Consider the following 20717-nt stretch of genomic DNA (forward strand, 5'->3'; position numbering starts at 1 on the left):
GGCCGTGTCACGCGAACTCGCGCCGTCGTGAAGCGGTCCAGTACAGGAACCACTGCGCGATCATGAGGTTGACGACCCAGCCCACCCAGCGGGCCGACTCGAGCAGGTACGTGATGTCGACTCCGAGCGGCAGGCCGATCTTGACGATGACCGGACCCCACACGTTGTTCATCAGCAGCGCGAAGCTGTAGATCATGAACCGCCGGTGCAGCTTGAACTTCCGCTTCACCGCCAGCACCCAGGCGGCGATCGTGCTCGCCAGGAACAGCGCCGTCGTCAGGGTGACGCCGATCTGGCCGACCGGCGGCGCGAACGGCACGATGATCAGGCCGGCGACGCCGGTCGGGATGGCGGCGATGGCGTAGACGCGGCCGAAGGCGCGGTGCACCTTCGGGTAACGGTGCCGGATCATCGGCCACATCTGCAGGCAGGCCGACAGCATGACGACCGTGCCGAACGAGATGTGCGCGATCAGCAGCGGGTAGTAGGCGGCGAAGCCGTCGTGCGGCGGGGTCGGCGCCTGGCTCTCCGGCGTGCCGACGAACGGGCTCGTCTGCACGTACAGGAAGGCGGCGACGACCAGCCAGAGTGGGATGATCCACGGCCGCTGCCAGAACTTCACGGCGGTGGCGGGGGCGGACGGCGGCCGGCCCGGCCGCCGCGGACCCGGTACCCGGATCTCGTCGATGTGCTGCGTCACGGTTGTTCCTCCTGCTCGGCGCGGGGCCCCGCGGCGGCGGCCGGTGTCGGGTGCCAGCCTCACCCCGGTGCAGGGCGGCGGGCATCTTCCCGGTTGCCGAGTGCCCGGTCTACTGTGGACTGACGATGTGGCACTCGTCCGGCCGCTGCTCGCCGGCGACGAGCGCGCGGAAGACGTCCGCCGCGGCGGGCAAGCCGGAGACCGGGCGCACCGCGCACCAGGACGCGGCGCGGGCGACGAATCGCGCTTCGGCCGCGTGGTAGCGGGCGTAGAACGCTTCGGCGCCTTCGCGGGCGACGGTCTCCGATTCGACGGCCGGCGTGAAGAAGATCCGCGGCTCGGGGCCGGGCATCGGGTCGGGCTGCACGACCGCGTCCGGGCTGGTGTACCCGACGAGGGCGCTGTGCTGCAGGCCGTCGCCGAGCTTTTCGTGGACTTCGCGCAGCAGCTTGGGTGCCGCGGTGAAGTCGACGAGCACGGCGGGCGTGGTGATCGGCAGCCCGGCGAGGTCGTCGTAGGCCGCGACGACGTCGTAGATCCCGCGCCCGGCCACGAAGTCCCAGTTGCGCCGCGAAGTCACGCCGACGACGGTGAGGTCGCCGCGGTGCTCCAGCAGTTCCGCCAGGCCGAGCGCGGTCCGGCTGGAGGCGCTGGTGATCACCACGGTGCGCGCACCGCGGGCGGCCTGCTCGCCGAGGAACTCGTCGAGCAGGTACGACGCGGGGAACACCGGCCGGGCCATCGCGACCAGGTCGTCGGTGGCCGCGGGGGCGCCGGCGGGCTGGTAGGTGCGGTACCACGGGTGCAGGAAGGCGCGTTCCGGTGCGGGGTCGACGAACCCGGCGCCCGACGGCTCGACGGCGAGGGTGTGGTGCGTGCCGAAGGGCAGGAAGCCGAACCAGCGGCTGCCCTCGGCCACCCCGGGGTGGCGCGACGCGACGACGGTGGCGAAACCCCAGACCGGTACGCGGCCGCGGCCTTCCGGTGCGGGGAAGGCGTTCCAGAACGGCAGCAGGGCGCCGCCGAGCCGGGCGTAGGTGACGTTGATCTGACCGAGGGCGAAGCGGTCGGCTTCGAGGGTGACCTCGCCGTCGCGGGGCGGGCGCACCGGTTCCGCGACGACCTCGGTCGCGGTCAGGTCGTCCTTCCGGACCAGCACTCCGTATCCGTCCACAGGAGACACTCCTCGGTTCGCGGGTCGATCGCCGTCTCGCATCGTCACCGGCGGCGGGTACCGCCCGCATCTCCCGCAGTGCCGGGTGGGGGCCGCCGGGGCGGGAGACCGCACGCGGCGAGAACCCGGTGGGCGGTCGCGCTGACACCATCGAGGACCGGAGGAACACCGCGGAGACCGGGAGGACCACGTGAAGATCGGCTTGGAGTTCGGGGAATTCGGCTGGGCGGGCGGCCCGGCGAAGGCGGCCGAGGTCATCGCCCGCTTCGCCCGCACCGCCGACGACGCCGGGGTGGACCTGCTCGGCGTCGGGGACCACCTGTGGCAGGGCCCGCAGGCGGGCGGGCGCGAGCAGCCCTACCTCGAGTGCTTCACGGCGCTCACCGTGATGGCGGTGCACAGCTCGCGCGCCCGGCTCGCACCGGTGGTGGCCGGGGTCCACTTCCGCGAGCCCGCGGTGCTCGCCAACGCGATCACCTCCCTGGACGTCCTGTCCGGCGGCCGGGCGGTGCTGGGGATCGGGGTCGGCTGGGACGCCGACGAGTCGGCCGGGATGGGCATCGCGTTCCCGCCGGTGGCCGAGCGCTTCGAGCGGCTCGAGGAGACCATCCGGATCTGCCTGCGGCTGTGGGAAGGCGGGACGGAACCCTTCGAGGGCAAGCACTACCGCCTGCCCGAGCCGCTGCTGGTGCCGCGGCCGCTGACCCGGCCGCACCCGCCGATCCTCATCGCCGGCGGCGGCGAGCGGCGCACGCTGCCCCTGGTCGCCCGTTACGGCGACGCGTGCAACCTGTACCCGACCCCGGACCTGGCCGACAAGCTCGCGGTCCTGCGCCGGCTGTGCGAAGCCGAGGGCCGCGACTACGACGCGGTCGAGAAGACCGTGATCCTGCCTTTCGAGCTGGGCACGTACGGTGAGCGCGCGGACGAGCTGGCCGGCCTGCTGCGCGGCTTGGGCGACCTCGGCGTCGACACGGCGATCGGGATCATCTCGGGTCCGGATCCGGTGGCGCAGGCGGAGATCGTGGGCAACAAGATCGTCCCGGCCGTCGCCTGACCGGGCACGGAACGAGCCGTGACCCCGGTGGGGTCACGGCTCGTTCCGTGGGTGCGTCAGACCAGGGCGGTCGCGTTGGGGGCGATGTCGCCGCGAAACAGCCCGGCCGGGTCGACGCGCAGCCGGACGCGGTCCACCGCGGCCACCTCGTCGTCGTCCAGATGGCGTTGCGGCTGCTCGAAGTGCTCGACGAAGTTGGGTACCGTCCGGCCCGTGCGCCACGGCTCCAGCCCGGTACGCAGCTGCGCGCAGCGCGCCAGCAGCCGCTCGGGACCCGACGGGTCGGGCACGCCCGAAGCCGCGAACGAGAACGCCGCGTCGAGGTGCCCGAGGACGCCCGCGCCCTCCGGGGCGGTCGCGAACGCCCCGCCCAGCTGGCGCAGGCCCGCACCGACGAACGGCGAGCCCGACCCCGCTCCGAGCAGGCGCAGCAGCTCCGCCTCGCCCTGGCTGTCCAAAGTGGACAAAAGGTGGTGCTCGCCCAGGAACGGCACCGGTTCCGGCGGGTCCATGTGGATGCCGAGCACGCCTTCGGCGGTCAGGACGGACCAGGTGTCCGCGAGCGGCTCGCCGAGCGCGTACAGCGGCCGCAGCAGGTCGTCGGCCAGCCGGCGGGCCTCGCCGGCCGACCCCGCCCGCACCAGGCCGTCCACGCAGACCGTCGTCCGCCCGGCCAGCGCGGGTGGCACGCCCGGTACCGCCGGCAGGTTGAGCAGCCGCAGGCCGGTGGTCACCTCGCGCGGCGCATCCGTGGTCCACGCGTTCCACCGGGCGAGGACGGCCTCGGCCAGCTCGCCCGCCCAGTACGTCGCGCCGCCGACCAGCTGCCCGGCGGGGAAGAGAGCGACCTCCACGGCGGTGACGACGCCGAACCCGCCGCCCCCGCCCCGCAGCGCCCGGAACAGCTCCGGGTCGTGTTCGGCGTCGACGCGACGGGCCACACCGTCCGCGGTGACCAGCTCGACCGCCCGCACGCCGTTGACCGCCAGCCCGGCGAACCGCCCGTACCCGCTCAACCCGCCGCCGAGCAGGTAGTTCACCAGTCCGACGTTGGCCGACGAGCCGTGCGCCGAGGTCAGCCCGTGCTTCGCCGTGGCCGCGACCAGCTCGCCCGCGCGGGTGCCGGCCGGGACGCGGGCGACCCGGCCGGCGGGGTCGACCTCGACCCCGCCGCCCAGCTCGGTCCGGATCAGCAGCGCTTCGGGCATCGGCCGCGCCGCGCCCGCGCCGTGGCCGCTGGTGAACATCCGCACGCCGAGCCCGGCCGCGGCCGCGTGGCGCACCGCGGCGCGTACCTCGTCCACCGACCGGGCGGTCACCGCCGCCGCGGGGTGGACCGGGGCCGCGAGGTTGAAGACCCGGGTCGCCGTCTCGTACTCCGGGTCTCCGGGCCGGCCGGGCACGAACTCGCCGGGCTCGGTCATGCCACGCGCTCGGCGGTGAGGAAGACGAACGTGCCCGAGCCGGACTCGTCCCGGATCCGCATCCCGGCGGCGGCGAGCCAGTCGCGCAGCTCGTCGAGGCTGAACAGCCGCATGCCGTCTTCGGCGTTCGGGAACCGGTGCGCGTGCTGGAAGTAGCTGTAGAGCGCGTCGTCGCCCCAGCGGAACGTCAGCAGCGTGAAGGTACCGCCCGGACGCAGGCAGCGGCCGACCTCCGCGATGCCGGCAGCCGCGTCGGGCAGCGCCTGCAGTGCGTTCCAGCAGAGCACCGCGCCCAGCGAGCCGTCCTCGAACGGCAGCTCGAGCGCGCTCGCCTGCAGCGCGGGCACTTCCGGGAGCGCCACTCGCAGCGCGGCCAGCATCGGCACGCTGACGTCCAGCGCGACCAGCCGCTCGGCCCCGACGGCGGCCTCGAGCACGGTGGTCCAGCGGCCCGCACCGGCGGCGAGGTCCAGCACCGGCCCCTCAGCCGGGTCGACGTGCTCGGCGATGTAGCGGTCCTCGTCGGCGGGGGTCACCGCCTCGTCCCAGTTGGACCCCATGGCCCGCAGGAACGCCGGCCGCAGCACGGCTTCGTAGTACAGGCCCATGCTGGGCATCGCGGCGAGCTTGTGCAGGGCGTCGCCGGTGTCTTCGTCCCCGGGCGCGACCCGCTCGCCCGGCATAAGGTCGAGGATGCCGTCGGCGACCGGGAAGGCCGTCGCGCAGCCGGTGCACGCCACCCCGCCGTCGAACGCGAGCGGTGCGTGGCAGTTCGGGCAGCGCAGCGCGGTGGCGTGCCGGCCGAACAGGCCGGTGCCCGCGGTCTTGCGGCCCGCCTCCAGCGTTTCCGGGTCGGGCACGGGTGCCGCGACGATCTCGGCGGGCGCGCCGTGGCGCGCCGCCCAGTAGGCCTTGGCCCCGGCGTGCCCGAACAGCGTGCGCTGGTCGTTGCGCCACGCGGCGGTGAACTGCTCCGGCGTCAGCGCGCTGATCCAGCCGTTGTCGAAGTCCTTTTCGGACTCGCCGAGCCCCCACACCGACGGCGACGGCCAGACCCGGCCGAGGTCGGCGCGCGCCTGGTCGGCCGGGGTGAGCAGGCGGACCAGGCGGGTCAGGTCGTCGGCGCCCAGCGCGGGCACGGCGGCGAGGATCCGCTCGCGGTCGGCGGGGAAGTGTGCCAGCAGGTAGACCAGCCCGAGGGTCAGCGGGTCGCGGTCCGAGCCTTGCGCCAGCAGTTCGAGGTAGCGGTCGAGGCCCGCGCGCACGGCCGTGGCGACCGGGCCGCCGGTTTCCGGGAACTCGGCCTCGGCCAGCACGCCCAGCAGCACGGCGAGGTGGCCCTTGCGGTCGTCGGCGGCCTTGTCCAGCCGGGCGACCAGCGCGGGCACGGCGGGCAGCGCGAGGTCCGTCAGGACGCCGTCGTCCCACAGCGCTCCGGTCAGCCGCCGGAACCGCTCGTCGAGCTGTTCGGTCGGCGCGTTGACGAAGCCGTCGGCCAGCTCGGCGATCTGCGCCGAAGTGCCGCTATCAGTCATGACAGGCGTCCTTTCGCGCGGGCGGTTCCGGGGACCGGCGGGCCGGTCCCCGGAACCGGTCCGCTAGTCGACGATCTCCATCTGGGCCATCATCCCGATGGCGGCGTGCTCCAGGAAATGGCAGTGGTACACGTACTTCCCGAGGTAGTCGGTGAAGTGCACCTTGGCCTGGACGACGTCGCCGGGCGGCAGCAGGATGGTGTCCTTCAGCCCGGCGTCCTCGGGCGCGGGCGGGCCGCCGTTGCGGCTCACCACCTGGAACTGCACCAGGTGGATGTGGAAATTGTGGGTGAACCCGTACGCGCCGTCGGCGTTGCTGATGTTCCACAGCTCCGTCGAGCCGCGCTTCACCGTGATGTCGACCCGGTCGTGGTCGAACGGCCTGCCGTTGATGGTGCCGAACGGGATCGGGCCGCCCTGCGAGAAGTCGGTGCCGATGGCGACCTCGCGGGTGACCGTCGCGGGCGGCAGCACCTCGAGCCGGCGCAGGCGGGCCGGCACGCGGCTGGTGTCGGCGGCGCGGCGCACGACGTCGAAGCGGAGCATGGGGCCGAAGGTGGCGTCGGTCAGCACGATGCTGGTGCCGAACGGCACCTGCGAGAAGTCGACGACGACGTCGACGCGCTCGCCGGAGCTGAACTTCAGCTCGGTCTTCTCCACCGGGGCGGGCAGCAGGCCGCCGTCGGTGCCGACCTGGACGATCTTCGCGCCCGCCAGGCTCAGCCGGAACACGCGCTCGGTCGCGGTGTTGACCATCCGGAACCGGTACTTGCGCGCGGCGACCTGGAAGTAGGGCTGCGGCTTCCCGTTCACCAGCGCGACGTTGCGGTCGGCCGGGTTGCCGCCGAAGACGAGGTTGCCCGAGGCGTCGAAGAGCGCGTCCCGCAGCATGATCGGGACGTCGAAGGCCCCGCAGGGCAGGTTGAGCGCCGCCTCGGCGGGATCCTCGACGAGGTAGAAGCCGTGCTGACCGCGGTAGACGTGCTCGGGGTCGGTGCCGTGCGAATGCGCGTGGTACCAGAGCAGCGCACCCTGCTGCGTGTTGGGATAGGTGTAGGTGCGGGTCTGGCCAGGCTCGATCAGCTCCATCGGGTAGCCGTCGTTCGCCGCGTCGACGTGCGCGCCGTGCAGGTGGACGTTCGTCGCCAGCGGCAGGTCGTTGCGGAACGCGACCTGCGTCGCGCGTCCGCGGCGGGCGCGGATCACCGGGCCGAGGAAGCCGCCGCCGTAGGTCCACATCGGCGTCTTCTGCCCCGGGAGGATCTCGAGGTCGGCCTGCCGGACCGTCAGCTCGTAGCGGTCGAAGTCGGCCGTGGAGCGCACCGGCCGCAGCTCCGGGGCGAGGGGCATCGGCACGGTGAACGGTGCCAGTGCGGGCTTGACCGCCGGTCCGGCCGCCTTGGCGAACCCGCTCGGGACGGAGTGGCCGACGTGCCCGGCGGCGGCGCCTCCGCCGGCCGGCGGAGGGGTCACCGGCGCCGCCACGGCCCCGGTCGGCGCGGCGCCCTTGGGCAGCAGCGCCGCGGCGGCGCCCGCACCCCCCGCCACGGCTCCGAGTGCCAGCAAGCGTCGTCTGTTCAGCATCAGCTCCCCAATCGGTGATGCACCACACGGGTGACGCGCCCGAACGGGCGCAGCACGAGACGTCCCACCGGCTCCCCAAGCCGGTCAACGGATCGTCACATCGGACCCGAACGGGTGTCCTCTTTAAGGGTGCGCAAAATCGGCCGGGCCGAGTTGTCGATTCCGGAGCAGGTCGAACGACGTAGTTCCGAGGGGCCGAACAGAGCACAGCGGAAGGTGCCCGGCCCGGCGGTCATCGCTTGAATGGAAGCTGGACCCGTATTAGGGAGGAGACAATCGTGACGACTGACGTTGCGGCACCGCGGGCGGGCAGACGAGAGTGGGTGGGTCTGGCCGTACTGGCTTTGACCGCGATGCTCGTGTCCGTCGATGTGTTCGTGCTGCTGCTGGCGCTTCCGCACCTCAGCGCCGATCTGGGTGCCGACAGCATCGAGCAGCTGTGGATCATGGACATCTACGGGTTCATGGTCGGCGGGTTCCTGGTCACGATGGGCGGTCTCGGCGACCGGATCGGGCGGCGCAAGCTGCTGCTGATCGGTGCCGCGGCCTTCGGGATCGCGTCGGCCCTCGCGGCCTGGTCGACGACCCCGGAGATGCTGATCGGTGCCCGGGCCCTGCTCGGCATCGCCGGCGCGACCCTCGGGCCGTGCACGCTGGCCCTGATCAGCAACATGTTCCGCAACCCCAAGCAGATGGGGCTGGCGATCGGGATCTGGTCGGCGTTCTTCACCGTCGGCGCCATCCTCGGCCCGATCATCGGCGGCGTGCTGCTCGCCCACTTCTGGTGGGGTTCGGTGTTCCTGATCAACATTCCGGTGATGGCCGTGCTGCTGGCTTTCGGCCCGGTGCTGCTGCCCGAGTTCAAGTCACCCGCGGGCGGCCGGATCGACCTGGTCAGCGTCGGTATGTCGCTGGCCGCGATCCTGCCGTTCGTCTACGGCTTCAAGGAGCTCGCGAAGAACGGCTTCGAGCTCGTGCCGGTGCTGGCCGTCGTGGTCGGCATCGTGTTCGGCGTGCTGTTCGTCCTGCGGCAGCGCGCGCTCGCGGACCCGCTGCTGGACCTGAGCCTGTTCAAGAACTCGGTGTTCACCGTCGGGCTGGTCAGCCTGCTCGCCTACAGCCTGCTGACCGGCGCGGTGATGATGCTGGCCACGCAGTACTTCCAGCTCGTCGACGGCCTCGGGTCGCTGAAGGCCGGGCTCGCGCTGCTGCCGGGCATGGCGGTCTCGACCGTCGCCGTGCTGGTGTCGCCGATCCTGGCCCGCCGGATCCGGCCCGCCTACCTCATCTCCGGCGGCCTGCTGATCGTCGCGGTCGGCCTGCTCCTGATGACGCAGGCGGCTTCGTCGGGCGGCAGCGGGCTGCTGGTCCTGGGCTTCGCGGTGTGGTGCCTCGGCGGTGGCCCGCTGCTCTCGCTGGGCATCGGCCAGGTCATCGGTTCGGCCCCGCCGGAGAAGGCGGGCGCGGCCGCGTCGATGCCGCAGATCAGCAACGAGCTCGGTGCGGCGATGGGCTTCGCGATCATCGGCAGCGTCGGCGCCATCGTGTACCGGTCGACGCTCACCGTCCCGGCCGGTGTTCCCGCCGGTGCGGCCGACGCGGCTCGCGAGAGCCTCGCCGGCGCGACGACCGCGGCGAACGGGCTGCCGGGCGGTGTCGCCGACCAGCTGCTGGCCGCGGCGCGTGAAGCCTTCACGAGCGGCCTGCACACCGCGGCGCTGATCAGTGCCGTGGTCCTGGCCGGGGTCGGCGTGCTGTTCTTCGTCAAGTGCCGGCACATCGGCGCGCTCGGTGCCGCCGCGCAGGAGGCCCCGGCCGTCGAAGCCGACGAGGCACCGGAACCGGTGTCCTGACCTCCCCGCCGACCGGGTCCGCCCGGTCGCTGCGGGAGCCCGAGTAACAACCAAAAAGGAGAAATTCGCATGGCGCAGTACGCAATCCTGATCTTCGAGCGGGAGACACCCGGTGGGATCGCCGACATCCCCCCGGAGGTCCTGGAGGCGCACGGCCGGGTCGAGGGCCGGGTCGCGGAGTCCGGCGGCAAGCTGGTGGCGGGCTATGCCACCCAGCCGTCCGCCGAGGCCCGCTCGCTCCGCGGGGAGAAGGTCACCGACGGGCCGTTCGTCGAGGCCAAGGAAGCTCTCGCCGGCTTCTTCGTCGTGGAGGCCCGTGACCTGGACCACGCGCTCGAGATCGCGAGCTTCGTCCCGATCATGGACGGCGGTGTCGAGGTCCGTCCGCTGATGGGCTGACCCGGAATCGTTCCGACGCGCGTCGCCGTGCCGACCGGCACGGCGACGCGTTTTCCTTTGCGGGAGAGGAGAAGCCGTGCGTGAGGTAGTGCTGTACCTCCAGCTGAGCGTCGACGGCCGGGCCGAGGGCCCGGCGGGCGCGATGGACTGGATCCGGGTCGACGCCGACACCTGGCGGGTCGTCGGCGAGCTGCAGGAGCGCGCCGATACCGCGCTGGTGGGCCGGGTGACCTATGAGCAGTTCCTGACGCACTGGCCCGCCGTGGCGACGGACCCGGCCGCGTCGGGCGGCGCGGCCTCGCACGCGCGGTGGCTCGAGGCCACGCCGAAGCTCGTGTGTTCCCGGACGCCGCACGAACCGGGCTGGGTGAACGCCCGCGCCGTCACCGACGTGGTCACCGAGGTCAAGGAGCTGTGCTCCCGCCCGGGTGGCGACCTGCTGGTCCTGGGCGGCGTCGAGCTGGCCCGCACCCTGGTGGCGGCCGGCCTGGTCGACGAGTACCGCCTCCTGGTGAACCCGCGCGTGCTCGGCGGCGGACGGCGCCTGTTCCCCGACGTGTTCCCGGGCACGGACCTGGGGCAGGTGAGTGCGGAGGTATTCGGCTCCGGCGTCGTGTCACTCCGCTATCGCCGCGGCTAGTGCGGTGACCGAATACGTTCGCCGGGTCGAGAATGGCCTGCCGCGGCTGGTCGTGAGTGAGAAACAGGGTTAGAACACTGTTTCTCACTCACGACCCCAAGCCGGTGAACCTTTGCGGTCACCGCACTGGCCCGCCGCTCAGGCCGCGGTCGCTTCGTCGAGCCGCGCGCTGAGGAACGCGCGCTCGGCCTCGTTGTCGGCCAGGTCCAGCGCGGCCCGGTAGGAGACCGCCGCCTCGGCGGGGCGGCCCAGCCGGCGCAGCAGGTCGGCCTTCGCGGCCGGGAGGTAGTGGTATCCGTCGAGCCGGCCGTCGTCCTCCAGGGCCTGCAGCTCGCCGAGGCCGGCCGCCGGACCGTCCACCATGGACACCGCGATGGCGCGGTTGAGCGCCACCACCGGGGACGGCCACACCTTCACCAGCTCGTCGTAGAGCACCACGACCTGCGCCCAGTCGGTCTCGGCGTAGGTCGGCGCCTGCGCGTGCAGGGACGCGATGGCCGCCTGCAGCACGAACTTCCCCGGCCGGCCCGCGCGCATCGCGTCGAGCACCAGCCGATGGCCTTCGTCGATTGCCGCCCGGTCCCACCGCGTGCGGTCCTGCTCCTCGAGCAGCAGGAGCCGGCCTTCGGCGTCGGTGCGGGTCGAGCGCCGGGCGTCGGTGACGAGCAGGAGGGCCAGCAGTCCCCAGACCTGCCGCTCGTCCGGCATCAGGTCGCGCAGCAGCCGGGCGAGGTCCAGCGCGTGGTCGACGAGGTCGTCGCGCACCAGCGCGTCCCCCGACGGGGCGGTGTGCCCGGTGGAGAACAGGAGGTGGATGACGGTGAGCACGGCGTCCAGCCGGTCCGGCAGCTCGCTCGCCGCCGGAACGCGGTAGGGCACGCCGGCCGCGGCGATCTTCTTCTTCGCCCGGGTGATCCGGGCGGCCATCGTCGGCTCCGGCACGAGGAACGCCCGCGCGATGTCGCCGGTGGTGACCCCGCACACCAGCCGCAGCGTCAGTGCGATCTGGGCGTCGCGCGGCAGCACGGGGTGGCAGCAGGTGAAGATCAGCCGCAGCCGGTCGTCGGCGATCGCGTCGCCCGCCACCAGGTCGTCCAGGTCGTCCATCTCGGTCACGTCCGGTTCCAGGAGTAACGGCATCCGCGTGCGGAACGCGTCCTGCCGCCGGAAGTGGTCCATCGCCTTCCGGCGGGCGATCGTGGTCAGCCAGCCGCCCGGTTTGGCCGGGATCCCGTCCGAACGCCAGCCGTCCAGCGCGGCGAGGAAGGCCTCCTGGACGCACTCCTCGGCGAGGTCGAGGTCGCGAGTGACCCGTACCGTCGCGGCGAGCACGAAGGCCCACTCGCGACGGTACGCGTCGGCGACCGCCCGTTCGACGTCGCTCATCCGGGCTTCCCCTGCGACATCGGTGTTTCCCCTCGGTTCGCCGACCGGCATCCGCTTTCCCACGCTAGCGCGGTTCCGGGCTCCGGACGGGGAATCGAGCACGCCGGGAGAAGACCGGGCCGGGTCAGCCCAGCGGGGTGTTCTGGTACGCGGCGAGCAGCCAGTCGCCGTCCTGCTTCGCCAGCACCCAGATCGCGCGGACGGCGCGGTCCGGGCTGACCTCGGTCTCGCCCGGCGCGAGCACCCCGCCGACGGTGACGACGACCGCGGCGTCCTTGCCGAGGAAGCGGATGTCGACCGGGTCGCCGTGCACCCGGGTGCCCTTGTACGGTCCGGCGTACCCGGCCGCCATGAACTCCTCGATGCCGGCGCGGCCCTTGACGAAGATCCCGCCGGGCAGCGCCATCGTGCCGTCCTCGGTGAAGACCTCCGCGAAGGCCTTCGCGTCGTTGCCGGCCCACGCCGCGACGATGCGCTGCGGGACCGCGGCGGCGGCGGCCTGCTCGGTCGCCACGGTGGAAGTGCCATTGCTGGTGGACATAATCGGGATCCCTCTTCCTCAGGTGGGCACGAGTACCCCCGACAGTAGGGACGGGGACCCGGCCGGTACTACCGCTCGATTGCGAGAACCCCTGCCCGGCAACGGCTTCCGCGCTCGGCTGCGCAACCGCGGAGACGTCGCCCCCGCCGGTGCCCGGGGAGCATGGACCGCACGAGCCCGCACCGGCCGCCGCCGGCGACGGGACCACGTGCGCTGGAGGAGTGCTGACACCATGGTCATCGTCATGGCAAACGACGCCACCGCAGAGGACGTCGACGCGATCGTCGAGCGGGTGGCCGCCGCCGGGGGCGAGGCCTTCGTCAGCCGCGGGGTGAGCCGCGTGGTCATCGGCCTGGTCGGCGACGTCGACCGCTTCGAGACGCTGAACCTCGGCGGCATGCCCGCGGTCCTGAGCGTCACGCGGATCTCGGCCAAGTACAAGCTGGTCAGCCGGGAGCACCACCCCGAACGGTCCACTGTGTACGTCGGTGGCGTGCCGGTCGGGCCGGACACGGTCACGCTGATCGCCGGGCCGTGCGCGGTGGAGACGCCGGAGCAGACCCTCGAAGCGGCGCGGATGGCGCAGGCGGCCGGCGCGGTGCTGCTGCGTGGCGGCGCCTTCAAGCCGCGCACCTCGCCGTACGCCTTCCAGGGCCTGGGGGAGCGGGGCCTGCAGATCCTGGCCGACGTGCGGGCGGAGACGGGCCTGCCGATCGTCACCGAGGTGGTCTCCGCCGACGACGTCGGGATGGTCGCCCGGTACGCGGACATGCTGCAGGTCGGCACCCGCAACATGTCCAACTTCGGGCTGCTGCAGGCGGTGGGCGAGGCGGGCAAGCCGGTGCTGCTCAAGCGCGGGATGAGCGCCACCATCGAGGAGTGGCTGATGGCGGCGGAGTACGTCGCGCAGCGCGGCAACCTCGACATCGTGCTCTGCGAACGCGGCATCCGCACCTTCGAGACCGCGACCCGCAACACCCTCGACATCTCGGCCGTGCCGGTGGTGCAACGGCTTTCGCACCTGCCGGTGATGATCGACCCGTCGCACTCGGGCGGGCGCCGCGACCTCGTGCTGCCGCTGTCGCGTGCCGCGGTCGCCGTCGGCGCGGACGGCGTGCTCGTCGACGTGCACCCACACCCGGAGCAGGCGCTGTGCGACGGCCCGCAGGCCCTGCTCGCCGAGGATCTCGAGCGGCTGGCCGCCGAGCTCGACGCGCTCAGCGGCGTCGTCGGGCGGGGGCTGTCCACGTGGTGGAACCGGCGCCTGATCGCCGGCTGAGCGGCAGGACGGCACGGGCGGAGACGCGGAAACCGGCCCGTGCCGGTTAGCGTCGCCCAGCGGAGCCGGTCGGATCCCGCCCGGCGGTCGACCAGCCGGGAGGTTTCGCCGTGCCCCTGAACCAGACCCACCCCGTGGCGGTGACCGGATGACCGGCATCGCCCCCGCGCCCGCGGTGGAAGTCGCCACCGGGCTGCAGTTCCCGACCAGCCTCGCCTTCGACGACGCGGGCGGCATCTACGTCGCCGAGTCCGGCCTCGCCTTCGGCGGCGCGGCCCCCGGCGGGAAGGTGTGGCGCTTCGCCGGCGGCGACCGGACGCTCGTCGCCGACGAGCTGGCCGGGCCGGTCACCGGCCTGTGCTGGTTCGAGGGCGACCTGTTCGTCTCCGAAGGCGGAGCGGGCCGGATCACCCGCGTCGACGCCGCCGGCGCGAAGCACGTCGTCGTCGAGGGCATGCCCGGCCCCGGGAACTACCACACGAACATGGCGGTCGTGGGCGCCGACCGGAAGCTCTACTTCAGCCAGGGCGCGATGGCGAACCTGGGGATCATCGGCCTGGACGCCTACGAGCTCGGCTGGCTGCGCCGGCTGCCGCACTCGTTCGACCTGCCCGGCCTGGACATCACATTGACCGGGTTCGACGCGACGACCCGGGACCCGTTCTCCGACGAGCCCGGCGCGACCGTCGAGACCGGCGCGTTCGTCCCCTTCGGAACGCAGACCACGGCGGGGCAGAAGATCGCGGCGCAGCTGCCGTGCACCGCGGCCGTGCTGCGGTGCGAGCTGGACGGCTCCGGCCTGGAGCTGGTGGCCTGGGGGCTGCGCAACGCGTTCGGCCTCGGCTTCCTGCCCGACGGCCGGCTGATCGCGCTCGACCAGGGCGCCGACGACCGGGGGAGCCGCCCGATCGGCAACGCCCCGGACCTGCTCTTCGACGTCCGGCAGGGCGGTTGGTACGGCTGGCCGGACTACGTCGGCCACCGCCCGGTGACCGACCCCGCGTTCGCCCCCCAACGCGGCGCGCACCCGCAGTTCGTGCTGGCCGACCACGACGAGCTGCCCCCGCCCGAGCGGGCGCTGCTGGAGTTCGAGCCGCACGTCTCGGCCACCCGCTTCGCCGTGGTGCCCGACCGGGCCGGGGCACTGGCCGGGCAGCTGGTCGTGACGCTCTTCGGTGACGAGGCCCCGATGTGCCTGCCCGCGGGCGGCCCGCCGGTCGGCCGCAGCCTCGTCGTCGTCGACCCGGCCGACTGGTCGCTGCGCGAGCTGCCCGGCGCACCCGCGCTGGCCCGGCCCATCGACGTCGGGTTCGCGCCCGGCGACGACGCGCTGTACCTGCTCGACTTCGGGAAGTTCGAAATGTCGGAGGACGGGGTCCGGGCGACCCAGGGCACCGGGCGCCTGTGGCGCTGGGAGTCCTGGTCGGACCGTCCACAGGGGACGATCGAGGACTGATCGGAGCCGCACTGCGCGAGAAGCCAGTCACTCCGGCTCGAAGCTACGGTGGAGTCCACGCGGAGCCCGGCCCGGGCCCCGCCGGAGTCCGAAGTGGACTCCCCGTGGGGGAGCTGGGGTGACTGGCTGGCGCGCGACGGTGGTCGCCGCGCCCGGCCGGGGTTGGAGACCATTGTGCCGTACTCGCGTTCGCTGCTCGGCTGCCTGGCCGACTTCGCCCGCACCCGGCCGGAGTCGACCGCACTGGTGCTGGGCGACGTCCGGGTGTCCTACGCCGAACTGGCCGCCATGACGATGTCGGCCTACGAGGGTCTTTCGGCGCTGCAGCTGCCGGCCGAGGCCCGCGTCGCGGTGCACGCCGCGAAGACCCCGCGCACGGTCGCGCTCATCGTGGCCTGCCTGCTCGCGCGCCGCCCGTTCATGCTGCCGTCCACCGAGCTCGGCGCCACGGCACTGGACGAGCTGCTGGAGAAGGCCGGCTGCACCGACGTCCTGACCGCCGAGCCCGGCGCGGGCGTCGGCGGACGGCGGGTGCACAAGATCGACACCACCGCGGTCCTGCCGGACGGCGACCTCGCCGGCCTCGACGGCATCACGGGCCCCGACGTCAGCCCGGACGCCACCTCGTTCATCTTCACGACCTCCGGGTCCACCGGCCTGCCCAAGGTGGTGCCGCTGAGCTTCCAGGCCGTCGAGCGCTTCACCGAGTGGGCGGTCACGAAGTTCCGGCTGCGGCCCGGCACCGCGGTGCTCAACTACGCGCCGTTCAACTTCGACCTGTGCCTGCTCGACATCCGCGCCACCTTCAAGGCCGGCGGCACGACGGTCCTGGTCGACCCGGAGAAGGCGACCAACGGCAAGCACCTCGCCGAGGTCATCCGCACGGAGTCCGTCGAGGTCGTGCAGTCGGTCCCGATGCTCTACCGCCTGCTGGCCGACGCCCACGACGGGCAGCCGTTCGACTCGGTGAAGCACGTGATCGTCACCGGCGACAAGATGCCGGCGAAGCTGCTGCCCGAGCTGCCGCGGCTGTTCCCGAACGCGCGCTTCCACAACATCTACGGTGCCACCGAGACCAACGACAGCTTCATCCACGAGATCACCGGCTTCGAGGGCGAGGGCCCGCTGCCGATCGGCCGCCCGCTGCCCGGCGTCGACGCGCTCGTGCTGGACGCCGCGGGCGAGGTCGTCGACGGCCCGGCCACCGGCGAGCTGCTCGTGTCGACGCCGTTCCAGACCGCCGGCTACGCGGTCGGCGGCGGAGCGGACAAGTTCGTCGAACGGGACAACGGGCGCGTCTACTTCCGCTCCGGCGACCTCGTCGCGCGGGACGCCGACGGCGTGTTCACCCTCGTCGGGCGCACCGACTCCCAGGTGAAGGTCCGCGGGGTGCGGGTGAACCTCGAGGAGATCGAGCAGGTCCTGCTCGGCCACGAGCGGATCGCCGGCGCGGCCGTCGTGGCGGTGCCCGACGACGTGGCGGGGCTGGTCATCCACGCGGTCGTCCGCCGCGACACGACCGAGCCGCTGGGCGTGCTCGCGCTGCGGCAGTTCTGCCGCGAGCGGCTGGCGCGGGCCGCGCTGCCCACCACGATCCGCGTCGTCGACGCCCCGCTGCCGACGACGTCGACGGGCAAGACCGACCGCAAAGCCGTCATCCGAGACCTGTTGAACGGGAGCTGACATGAGCTATGCCGAGCAGATCAAGCAGTACGTCCTCGACGAGTTCCTCCCCGGCGTCGGCCCGGAGGAGCTGGAGGACGACTACGACCTGCGTGCCAACGGCGTGATCGACAGCCTGGGACTGCTGCGCGTGGTCACCTGGCTGGAGAGCACGTTCGAGATCCCGATGGAGGAGGTCGAGATCGTCGAGCAGGACTTCACCTCCATCACTTCGATCTCCCGGTTCGCCGAGCTGCACTCGGCGTCGGGCTCGTCCGGTACGGACTACCTGGGAAAGGCGGCCTGACAAAGTGATCATCCGCAAACTTTCGGAAGTCGAAGGCGTCGAGTGGGGCAACGGCCTGAGCCACCGGTTCCTGACGCTGCGGGACGGCATGGGCTACACGGTCACCCACACGATCGTCCGCGCCGGCACCGACTCCGCGCTGGAGTACAAGAACCACCTGGAAGCGTGCTACTGCATCGCCGGCAGCGGCAAGGTCATCGACTCCGCGGGTGACGAGCACGTCATCGAGGTCGGCACGATCTACGCCCTCGACAAGCACGACCCGCACCACCTGATCGCGTCGCCGCACGAGGACATGGTGCTGGTCTGCATGTTCACGCCGGCCCTCATCGGCGACGAGTCGCACAACCTCGACGACGAGTTTTCCAACTACTGAGCCGGAGCTCCCCCGATGCAGCAGTGGACCGACAAGCAGCAGGAGCTGCGGGACGGCTACACCGAGGCCTTCCAGGCCTGGGGCGCCGACCACCTCCGGCGCGACCGCGAAGCCGAGTTCGCCGGCGAGCTGTGGCCGGAGATCGGTGCGACGGGCCTGTTCGGCCTGCCGTTCGGCACCGAGCACGGCGGCGGCGGGCACGACCTGCCCACCACCATGCACGTGCTGGAAGGCCTCGGCTACCACTGCCGCGACGGCGGGCTGAACTTCTCGATCTCGACGCAGCTGGTCAGCACCGGCGTGCCGATCCAGCGCTTCGGGAGCCAGGAGGTCAAGGACCGGTTCCTGCCGCGGGTCGTCGACGGCTCGGTGATCTGCGCCCACGCGATCACCGAGCCGCACGGCGGGTCCGACGCGGCCGCCATGCAGACCACGGCGGAGCGGCGCGGCGACGACTACGTCATCAACGGCCGGAAGTTCTTCATCACCAACGGCCCGGCCGCCGACGTCGTCCTGGTCTACGCCCGGACCTCGCCCGGCACCGGCCCGCTCGGCATCAGCGTGTTCGCCGTCGAGAAGGGCACGCCCGGCTTCGAGGCGGGGCCGCCGATCGACAAGATGGGCCTCCGCACGTCGCCACTGGGGAACCTGACGTTCACCGACTGCGTGGTGCCCGCGGCGAACATGGTCGGCCGGCGGGGCAAGGGCTTCCTGCTGCTCGACTACGTGATGAAGTGGGAGGTGCTCCTGTCCTTCGCGATCAGCCTGGGCGCGATGGAGTACCGCCTTGGCCAGAGTATCGACTACGCGAAGAGCCGCAAGCAGTTCGGGGCGCCGATCGCGTCCTGCCAGCTGATCGCGGAAAAGATCGTGCAGATGAAAATGGACCTGGAGACCACCCGCAACTGGTTCTACGACACCGCGAAGCGGTTCGAAGCCGGCGAGGACGTGATGGTCGACGTGGCCATGGCGAAGGTCCTCGCGAGCGAGGCCAACGTCCGGTCCGCGACCAACGCCGTGCAGATCTTCGGCGGCCGGGGCTACCTCAGCGAGTTCGGGATCGAGAAGGAGCTGCGCGACGCCACCGGCGGCACGATCTACTCCGGCACGTCGGAGGTCCAGCGGGACAAGGTCGCCAGAATGCTCGGAGTGCGCTGACAGGCGCCGGAACCGGAAGAAGGACGAAATGGCGGCCGAGACGCCTCCGCAAGACCTGCTCGGGGTCACCCCGTTCCTCGACTACGACCACCCGGTGGTCCAGGAGTTCGTCGGGCAGGCGCTCGACGGCTCCGAGCAGACCCCCACCGACAAGGCGGTCGCGCTCTACTACGCGGTCCGCGACAAGCTGCACTACGAGGTCTACGGCGCGGCGCTGAGCCGCGACGGCCTCAAGGCCAGCTCGATCATCAGCCGCGGCCGCGGGTTCTGCGTGCACAAGTCCATCGTGTACGCCGCCGTGTGCCGCGCCGCGGGCGTGCCGAGCCGGATCGCGCTCACCGACGTCCGCAACCACCTCGCGTCGCCGCGGCTGCGCGAGCTCGTCGGCGGCGACGTGTTCCGCTTCCACGCGCTGAACTCCGTGTACCTGGAAGGCAAGTGGGTCCGCGCGACGCCCGTGTTCACCAAGCTGCTGTGCCGGCTCTACGGCATCACGCCGCTCGAGTTCGACGGCACGTCCGACAGCATGTCGCACCCGTACGACAGCAAGGGCCGCCGGTACATGGAGTTCCTCCACGACTACGGCGACTTCGACGACTTCCCGTACGAGCTCGTGGTCGAGGGCATCCGCTCGGCGCACCCGGCGCTGTTCGCGAGCCGCTACGAGACGGCGGGCGGCTCGCTCGTCGCCGAGGCGGCCGACGAGACCGGCGAGACGGGGCTCAAGGCCGCGTAACCGGTCGAGCACAGCGGGAGATGCGGTCCGCCGTCGCGCGGGAGGACGGTGGACCGCGGCGAGGGGGGTTCGTCACCGGTCGGGCCACCTCATGGCCACGGTGGCCTGCCGTCGGCCGGATCGGTGACCGGGAGAGGGGCAGTGATGGTGGATCTGGCGCCCGGTTTCGTCCGGAGCCGGTGGCAGCGGTCGGTGCTGGGCCGGTTCCCGGGCCTGGGCAAGCTGACTGTGAGCAGCCTGCTCTCGGAGACCGCCGACGAGTTCGCCTCCGTCGCCCTGATCTGGATCGTGCTGGTGGAGACCGGTTCCCCGGGACTCGCCGGGCTCGCGGTGCTTTTCCGCCGCTTCCCGGAGATCGTCTCGGGACCCCTGCTCGGCGCGTGGTTCGACCGCTGGTCCCCGGTGCGGCTGACCGCGATCGGCTTCGCCGTCCGCGGGATCGCGATCGGCGGGATCGCGCTGCTGTCGGTCGTCGGCACGTTCAGCATCCCGGTGGTGCTGGGGCTGTGCCTGGTCATGGGCGTCACGAACCCGCTGGCCAAGGTCGGCACCCGCGTCATCACGCCGCTGCTCATCCCGCGCCGCGAGCTGCAGGTGGCCAACGGCGTCCTGACCATCGGCGACCAGTTCCCCTACCTCGTCGGCCCGGTCCTCGGCGGCTCGCTGGCGGGCTTCATCGGGATCTGGTCGCTGTTCATCCCGGCGATCATGTGCCTGGTCGCGACGGCGCTGGTGCTCGGTGTGCGGGTGAACCCGGGCGTCGCGGTTCCCGCGGCGTCGCCTTCGCCGAAGAAGAACAGCTTCGTCGCCGGGTTCGGTCCGCTGATCACCGTGCCGGTGGTCCGCGCGATGATGATCCTGACGGTCATCTACTTCCTGTCGTACGGCCCGCTGCTGACCGCGATCCCGGTGTTCTCCGAGCAGAACCTCGGCGCCGGCGGCGCGGGCTACGGCGCGATGTGGTCGGCGATGGGCGTGGGCGCGCTGCTCGGCCTGGTGATGGTGCCGCGGCTGGCCCGGTTCCGCCCGGCGGTGGTCAACGCGGTCGGCGCGACGGTGTGGGGGCTCATCCTGCTGCCGCTGGTCTTCGTGCACGCGTTGCCGCTGGCCCTGGTCATCATGTTCGTCGGCGGGTTCGTCTGGGCGCCGTACGCGTCCACCGAGATCAGCGTCATCCAGAACGCGGTCACGGCCGAGCAGTACGGCGCGGTGTTCGGCGCCCGCCGTTCGGTGATCGTCGCGTCGTCCCCGACGGGCGCCGCGCTCGGTGGTCTGCTGCTGGAGCACTTCAGCGGGTCCCAGGTGGTCGCGCTGTCGGGCGTCGCGTGCGTCCTCGGCGGCGCGTTGTGCCTGTGCCTGCCGTCGGTCCGCGCCGAGAAGCCGGTGGAGCCCGCGCCCGTGCCGTCGTCGCAAGTCGAGCCCGAACCCGAACCGGTCTGAGTCCCCAGGA

19 protein-coding genes are annotated in these 20717 nt (G+C 72.3%); 12 read left to right on the forward strand and 7 right to left on the reverse strand.

What is annotated here, in order from left to right; translation table 11 throughout:
* Window positions 1-7: 7 nt before the first annotated feature.
* Together AA23TX_RS26430 and AA23TX_RS26435 are read right to left on the reverse strand one after the other, a co-directional pair.
* On the reverse strand, window positions 8-700 hold the full coding sequence (locus tag AA23TX_RS26430; protein WP_155545526.1) for a DUF2306 domain-containing protein: 693 nt from the start codon (window positions 698-700) through the stop codon (window positions 8-10).
* Window positions 701-809: 109 nt separating this feature from the next.
* Window positions 810-1874 carry a DUF2855 family protein gene (locus AA23TX_RS26435; RefSeq protein WP_196425539.1) on the reverse strand — a complete coding sequence of 355 codons (1065 nt, stop codon included), beginning with the start codon at window positions 1872-1874 and terminating at the stop codon, window positions 810-812.
* A 190-nt stretch (window positions 1875-2064) separates the two neighbouring features.
* Here AA23TX_RS26435 and AA23TX_RS26440 point away from each other — a divergent pair, with 190 nt between their 5' ends.
* Complete coding sequence (locus tag AA23TX_RS26440) at window positions 2065-2931, forward strand: LLM class F420-dependent oxidoreductase (protein WP_155545528.1); 867 nt, start codon at window positions 2065-2067, stop codon at window positions 2929-2931.
* Window positions 2932-2987: 56 nt separating this feature from the next.
* Here AA23TX_RS26440 and AA23TX_RS26445 read toward each other — a convergent pair whose 3' ends face one another.
* The 3 genes from AA23TX_RS26445 to AA23TX_RS26455 form a co-directional block, all read right to left on the reverse strand.
* Window positions 2988-4355 (reverse strand): FAD-binding protein, encoded by a 1368-nt coding sequence (locus tag AA23TX_RS26445; protein ID WP_155545529.1) that lies wholly within the window; start codon window positions 4353-4355, stop codon window positions 2988-2990.
* Window positions 4352-5890 (reverse strand): class I SAM-dependent methyltransferase, encoded by a 1539-nt coding sequence (locus AA23TX_RS26450; RefSeq protein WP_155545530.1) that lies wholly within the window; start codon window positions 5888-5890, stop codon window positions 4352-4354. The genes AA23TX_RS26445 and AA23TX_RS26450 overlap by 4 nt, the downstream gene beginning before the upstream one ends.
* 63 nt (window positions 5891-5953) lie before the next feature.
* Window positions 5954-7474 (reverse strand): multicopper oxidase family protein, encoded by a 1521-nt coding sequence (locus tag AA23TX_RS26455; RefSeq protein WP_155545531.1) that lies wholly within the window; start codon window positions 7472-7474, stop codon window positions 5954-5956.
* Between the two features lie 278 nt (window positions 7475-7752).
* On the opposite strand from AA23TX_RS26455, the gene AA23TX_RS26460 reads away from it, so the two are divergent.
* From AA23TX_RS26460 to AA23TX_RS26470, 3 genes are all read left to right on the forward strand, one after another.
* Window positions 7753-9327 carry an MFS transporter gene (locus tag AA23TX_RS26460; protein WP_230862712.1) on the forward strand — a complete coding sequence of 525 codons (1575 nt, stop codon included), beginning with the start codon at window positions 7753-7755 and terminating at the stop codon, window positions 9325-9327.
* A gap of 69 nt (window positions 9328-9396) precedes the next feature.
* Window positions 9397-9726, forward strand: a complete 330-nt coding sequence (locus AA23TX_RS26465; RefSeq protein ID WP_086671500.1) for a YciI family protein — start codon at window positions 9397-9399, stop codon at window positions 9724-9726.
* A gap of 76 nt (window positions 9727-9802) precedes the next feature.
* A complete protein-coding gene (locus AA23TX_RS26470) occupies window positions 9803-10366 on the forward strand; it encodes a dihydrofolate reductase family protein (protein ID WP_155545532.1) in 564 nt (187 codons plus the stop codon).
* Window positions 10367-10504: 138 nt separating this feature from the next.
* Here AA23TX_RS26470 and AA23TX_RS26475 read toward each other — a convergent pair whose 3' ends face one another.
* Window positions 10505-11752, reverse strand: a complete 1248-nt coding sequence (locus tag AA23TX_RS26475) for an RNA polymerase sigma factor (protein WP_155545533.1) — start codon at window positions 11750-11752, stop codon at window positions 10505-10507.
* Between the two features lie 124 nt (window positions 11753-11876).
* Window positions 11877-12293 carry an SgcJ/EcaC family oxidoreductase gene (locus AA23TX_RS26480; protein ID WP_155545534.1) on the reverse strand — a complete coding sequence of 139 codons (417 nt, stop codon included), beginning with the start codon at window positions 12291-12293 and terminating at the stop codon, window positions 11877-11879.
* A gap of 244 nt (window positions 12294-12537) precedes the next feature.
* Here AA23TX_RS26480 and aroF point away from each other — a divergent pair, with 244 nt between their 5' ends.
* The 8 genes from aroF (at window position 12538) to AA23TX_RS26520 (ending at window position 20707) form a co-directional block, all read left to right on the forward strand.
* The gene (aroF, locus tag AA23TX_RS26485) at window positions 12538-13572 is read left to right on the forward strand and encodes a 3-deoxy-7-phosphoheptulonate synthase (RefSeq protein ID WP_230862713.1); all 1035 of its coding nucleotides are present in this window, start codon (window positions 12538-12540) and stop codon (window positions 13570-13572) included.
* Window positions 13573-13720: 148 nt separating this feature from the next.
* Window positions 13721-15028, forward strand: a complete 1308-nt coding sequence (locus AA23TX_RS26490; protein WP_155545536.1) for a PQQ-dependent sugar dehydrogenase — start codon at window positions 13721-13723, stop codon at window positions 15026-15028.
* A gap of 93 nt (window positions 15029-15121) precedes the next feature.
* Window positions 15122-16711 carry an AMP-binding protein gene (locus AA23TX_RS26495; protein ID WP_230862714.1) on the forward strand — a complete coding sequence of 530 codons (1590 nt, stop codon included), beginning with the start codon at window positions 15122-15124 and terminating at the stop codon, window positions 16709-16711.
* 1 nt (window position 16712) lies between these two features.
* On the forward strand, window positions 16713-16997 hold the full coding sequence (locus tag AA23TX_RS26500) for an acyl carrier protein (protein ID WP_155545537.1): 285 nt from the start codon (window positions 16713-16715) through the stop codon (window positions 16995-16997).
* A gap of 4 nt (window positions 16998-17001) precedes the next feature.
* Window positions 17002-17373: an ectoine synthase gene (locus AA23TX_RS26505; protein WP_086671488.1), complete on the forward strand. Its 372-nt coding sequence runs from the start codon at window positions 17002-17004 to the stop codon at window positions 17371-17373.
* Between the two features lie 15 nt (window positions 17374-17388).
* Window positions 17389-18531: an acyl-CoA dehydrogenase family protein gene (locus tag AA23TX_RS26510; protein WP_155545538.1), complete on the forward strand. Its 1143-nt coding sequence runs from the start codon at window positions 17389-17391 to the stop codon at window positions 18529-18531.
* 28 nt (window positions 18532-18559) lie between these two features.
* Window positions 18560-19267 (forward strand): transglutaminase-like domain-containing protein, encoded by a 708-nt coding sequence (locus AA23TX_RS26515; RefSeq protein ID WP_155545539.1) that lies wholly within the window; start codon window positions 18560-18562, stop codon window positions 19265-19267.
* 144 nt (window positions 19268-19411) lie between these two features.
* Window positions 19412-20707: an MFS transporter gene (locus AA23TX_RS26520; RefSeq protein WP_155545540.1), complete on the forward strand. Its 1296-nt coding sequence runs from the start codon at window positions 19412-19414 to the stop codon at window positions 20705-20707.
* Window positions 20708-20717: the final 10 nt, after the last annotated feature.

The sequence above is a fragment of the Amycolatopsis camponoti genome (assembly GCF_902497555.1).
Lineage (GTDB): Bacteria > Actinomycetota > Actinomycetes > Mycobacteriales > Pseudonocardiaceae > Amycolatopsis > Amycolatopsis camponoti.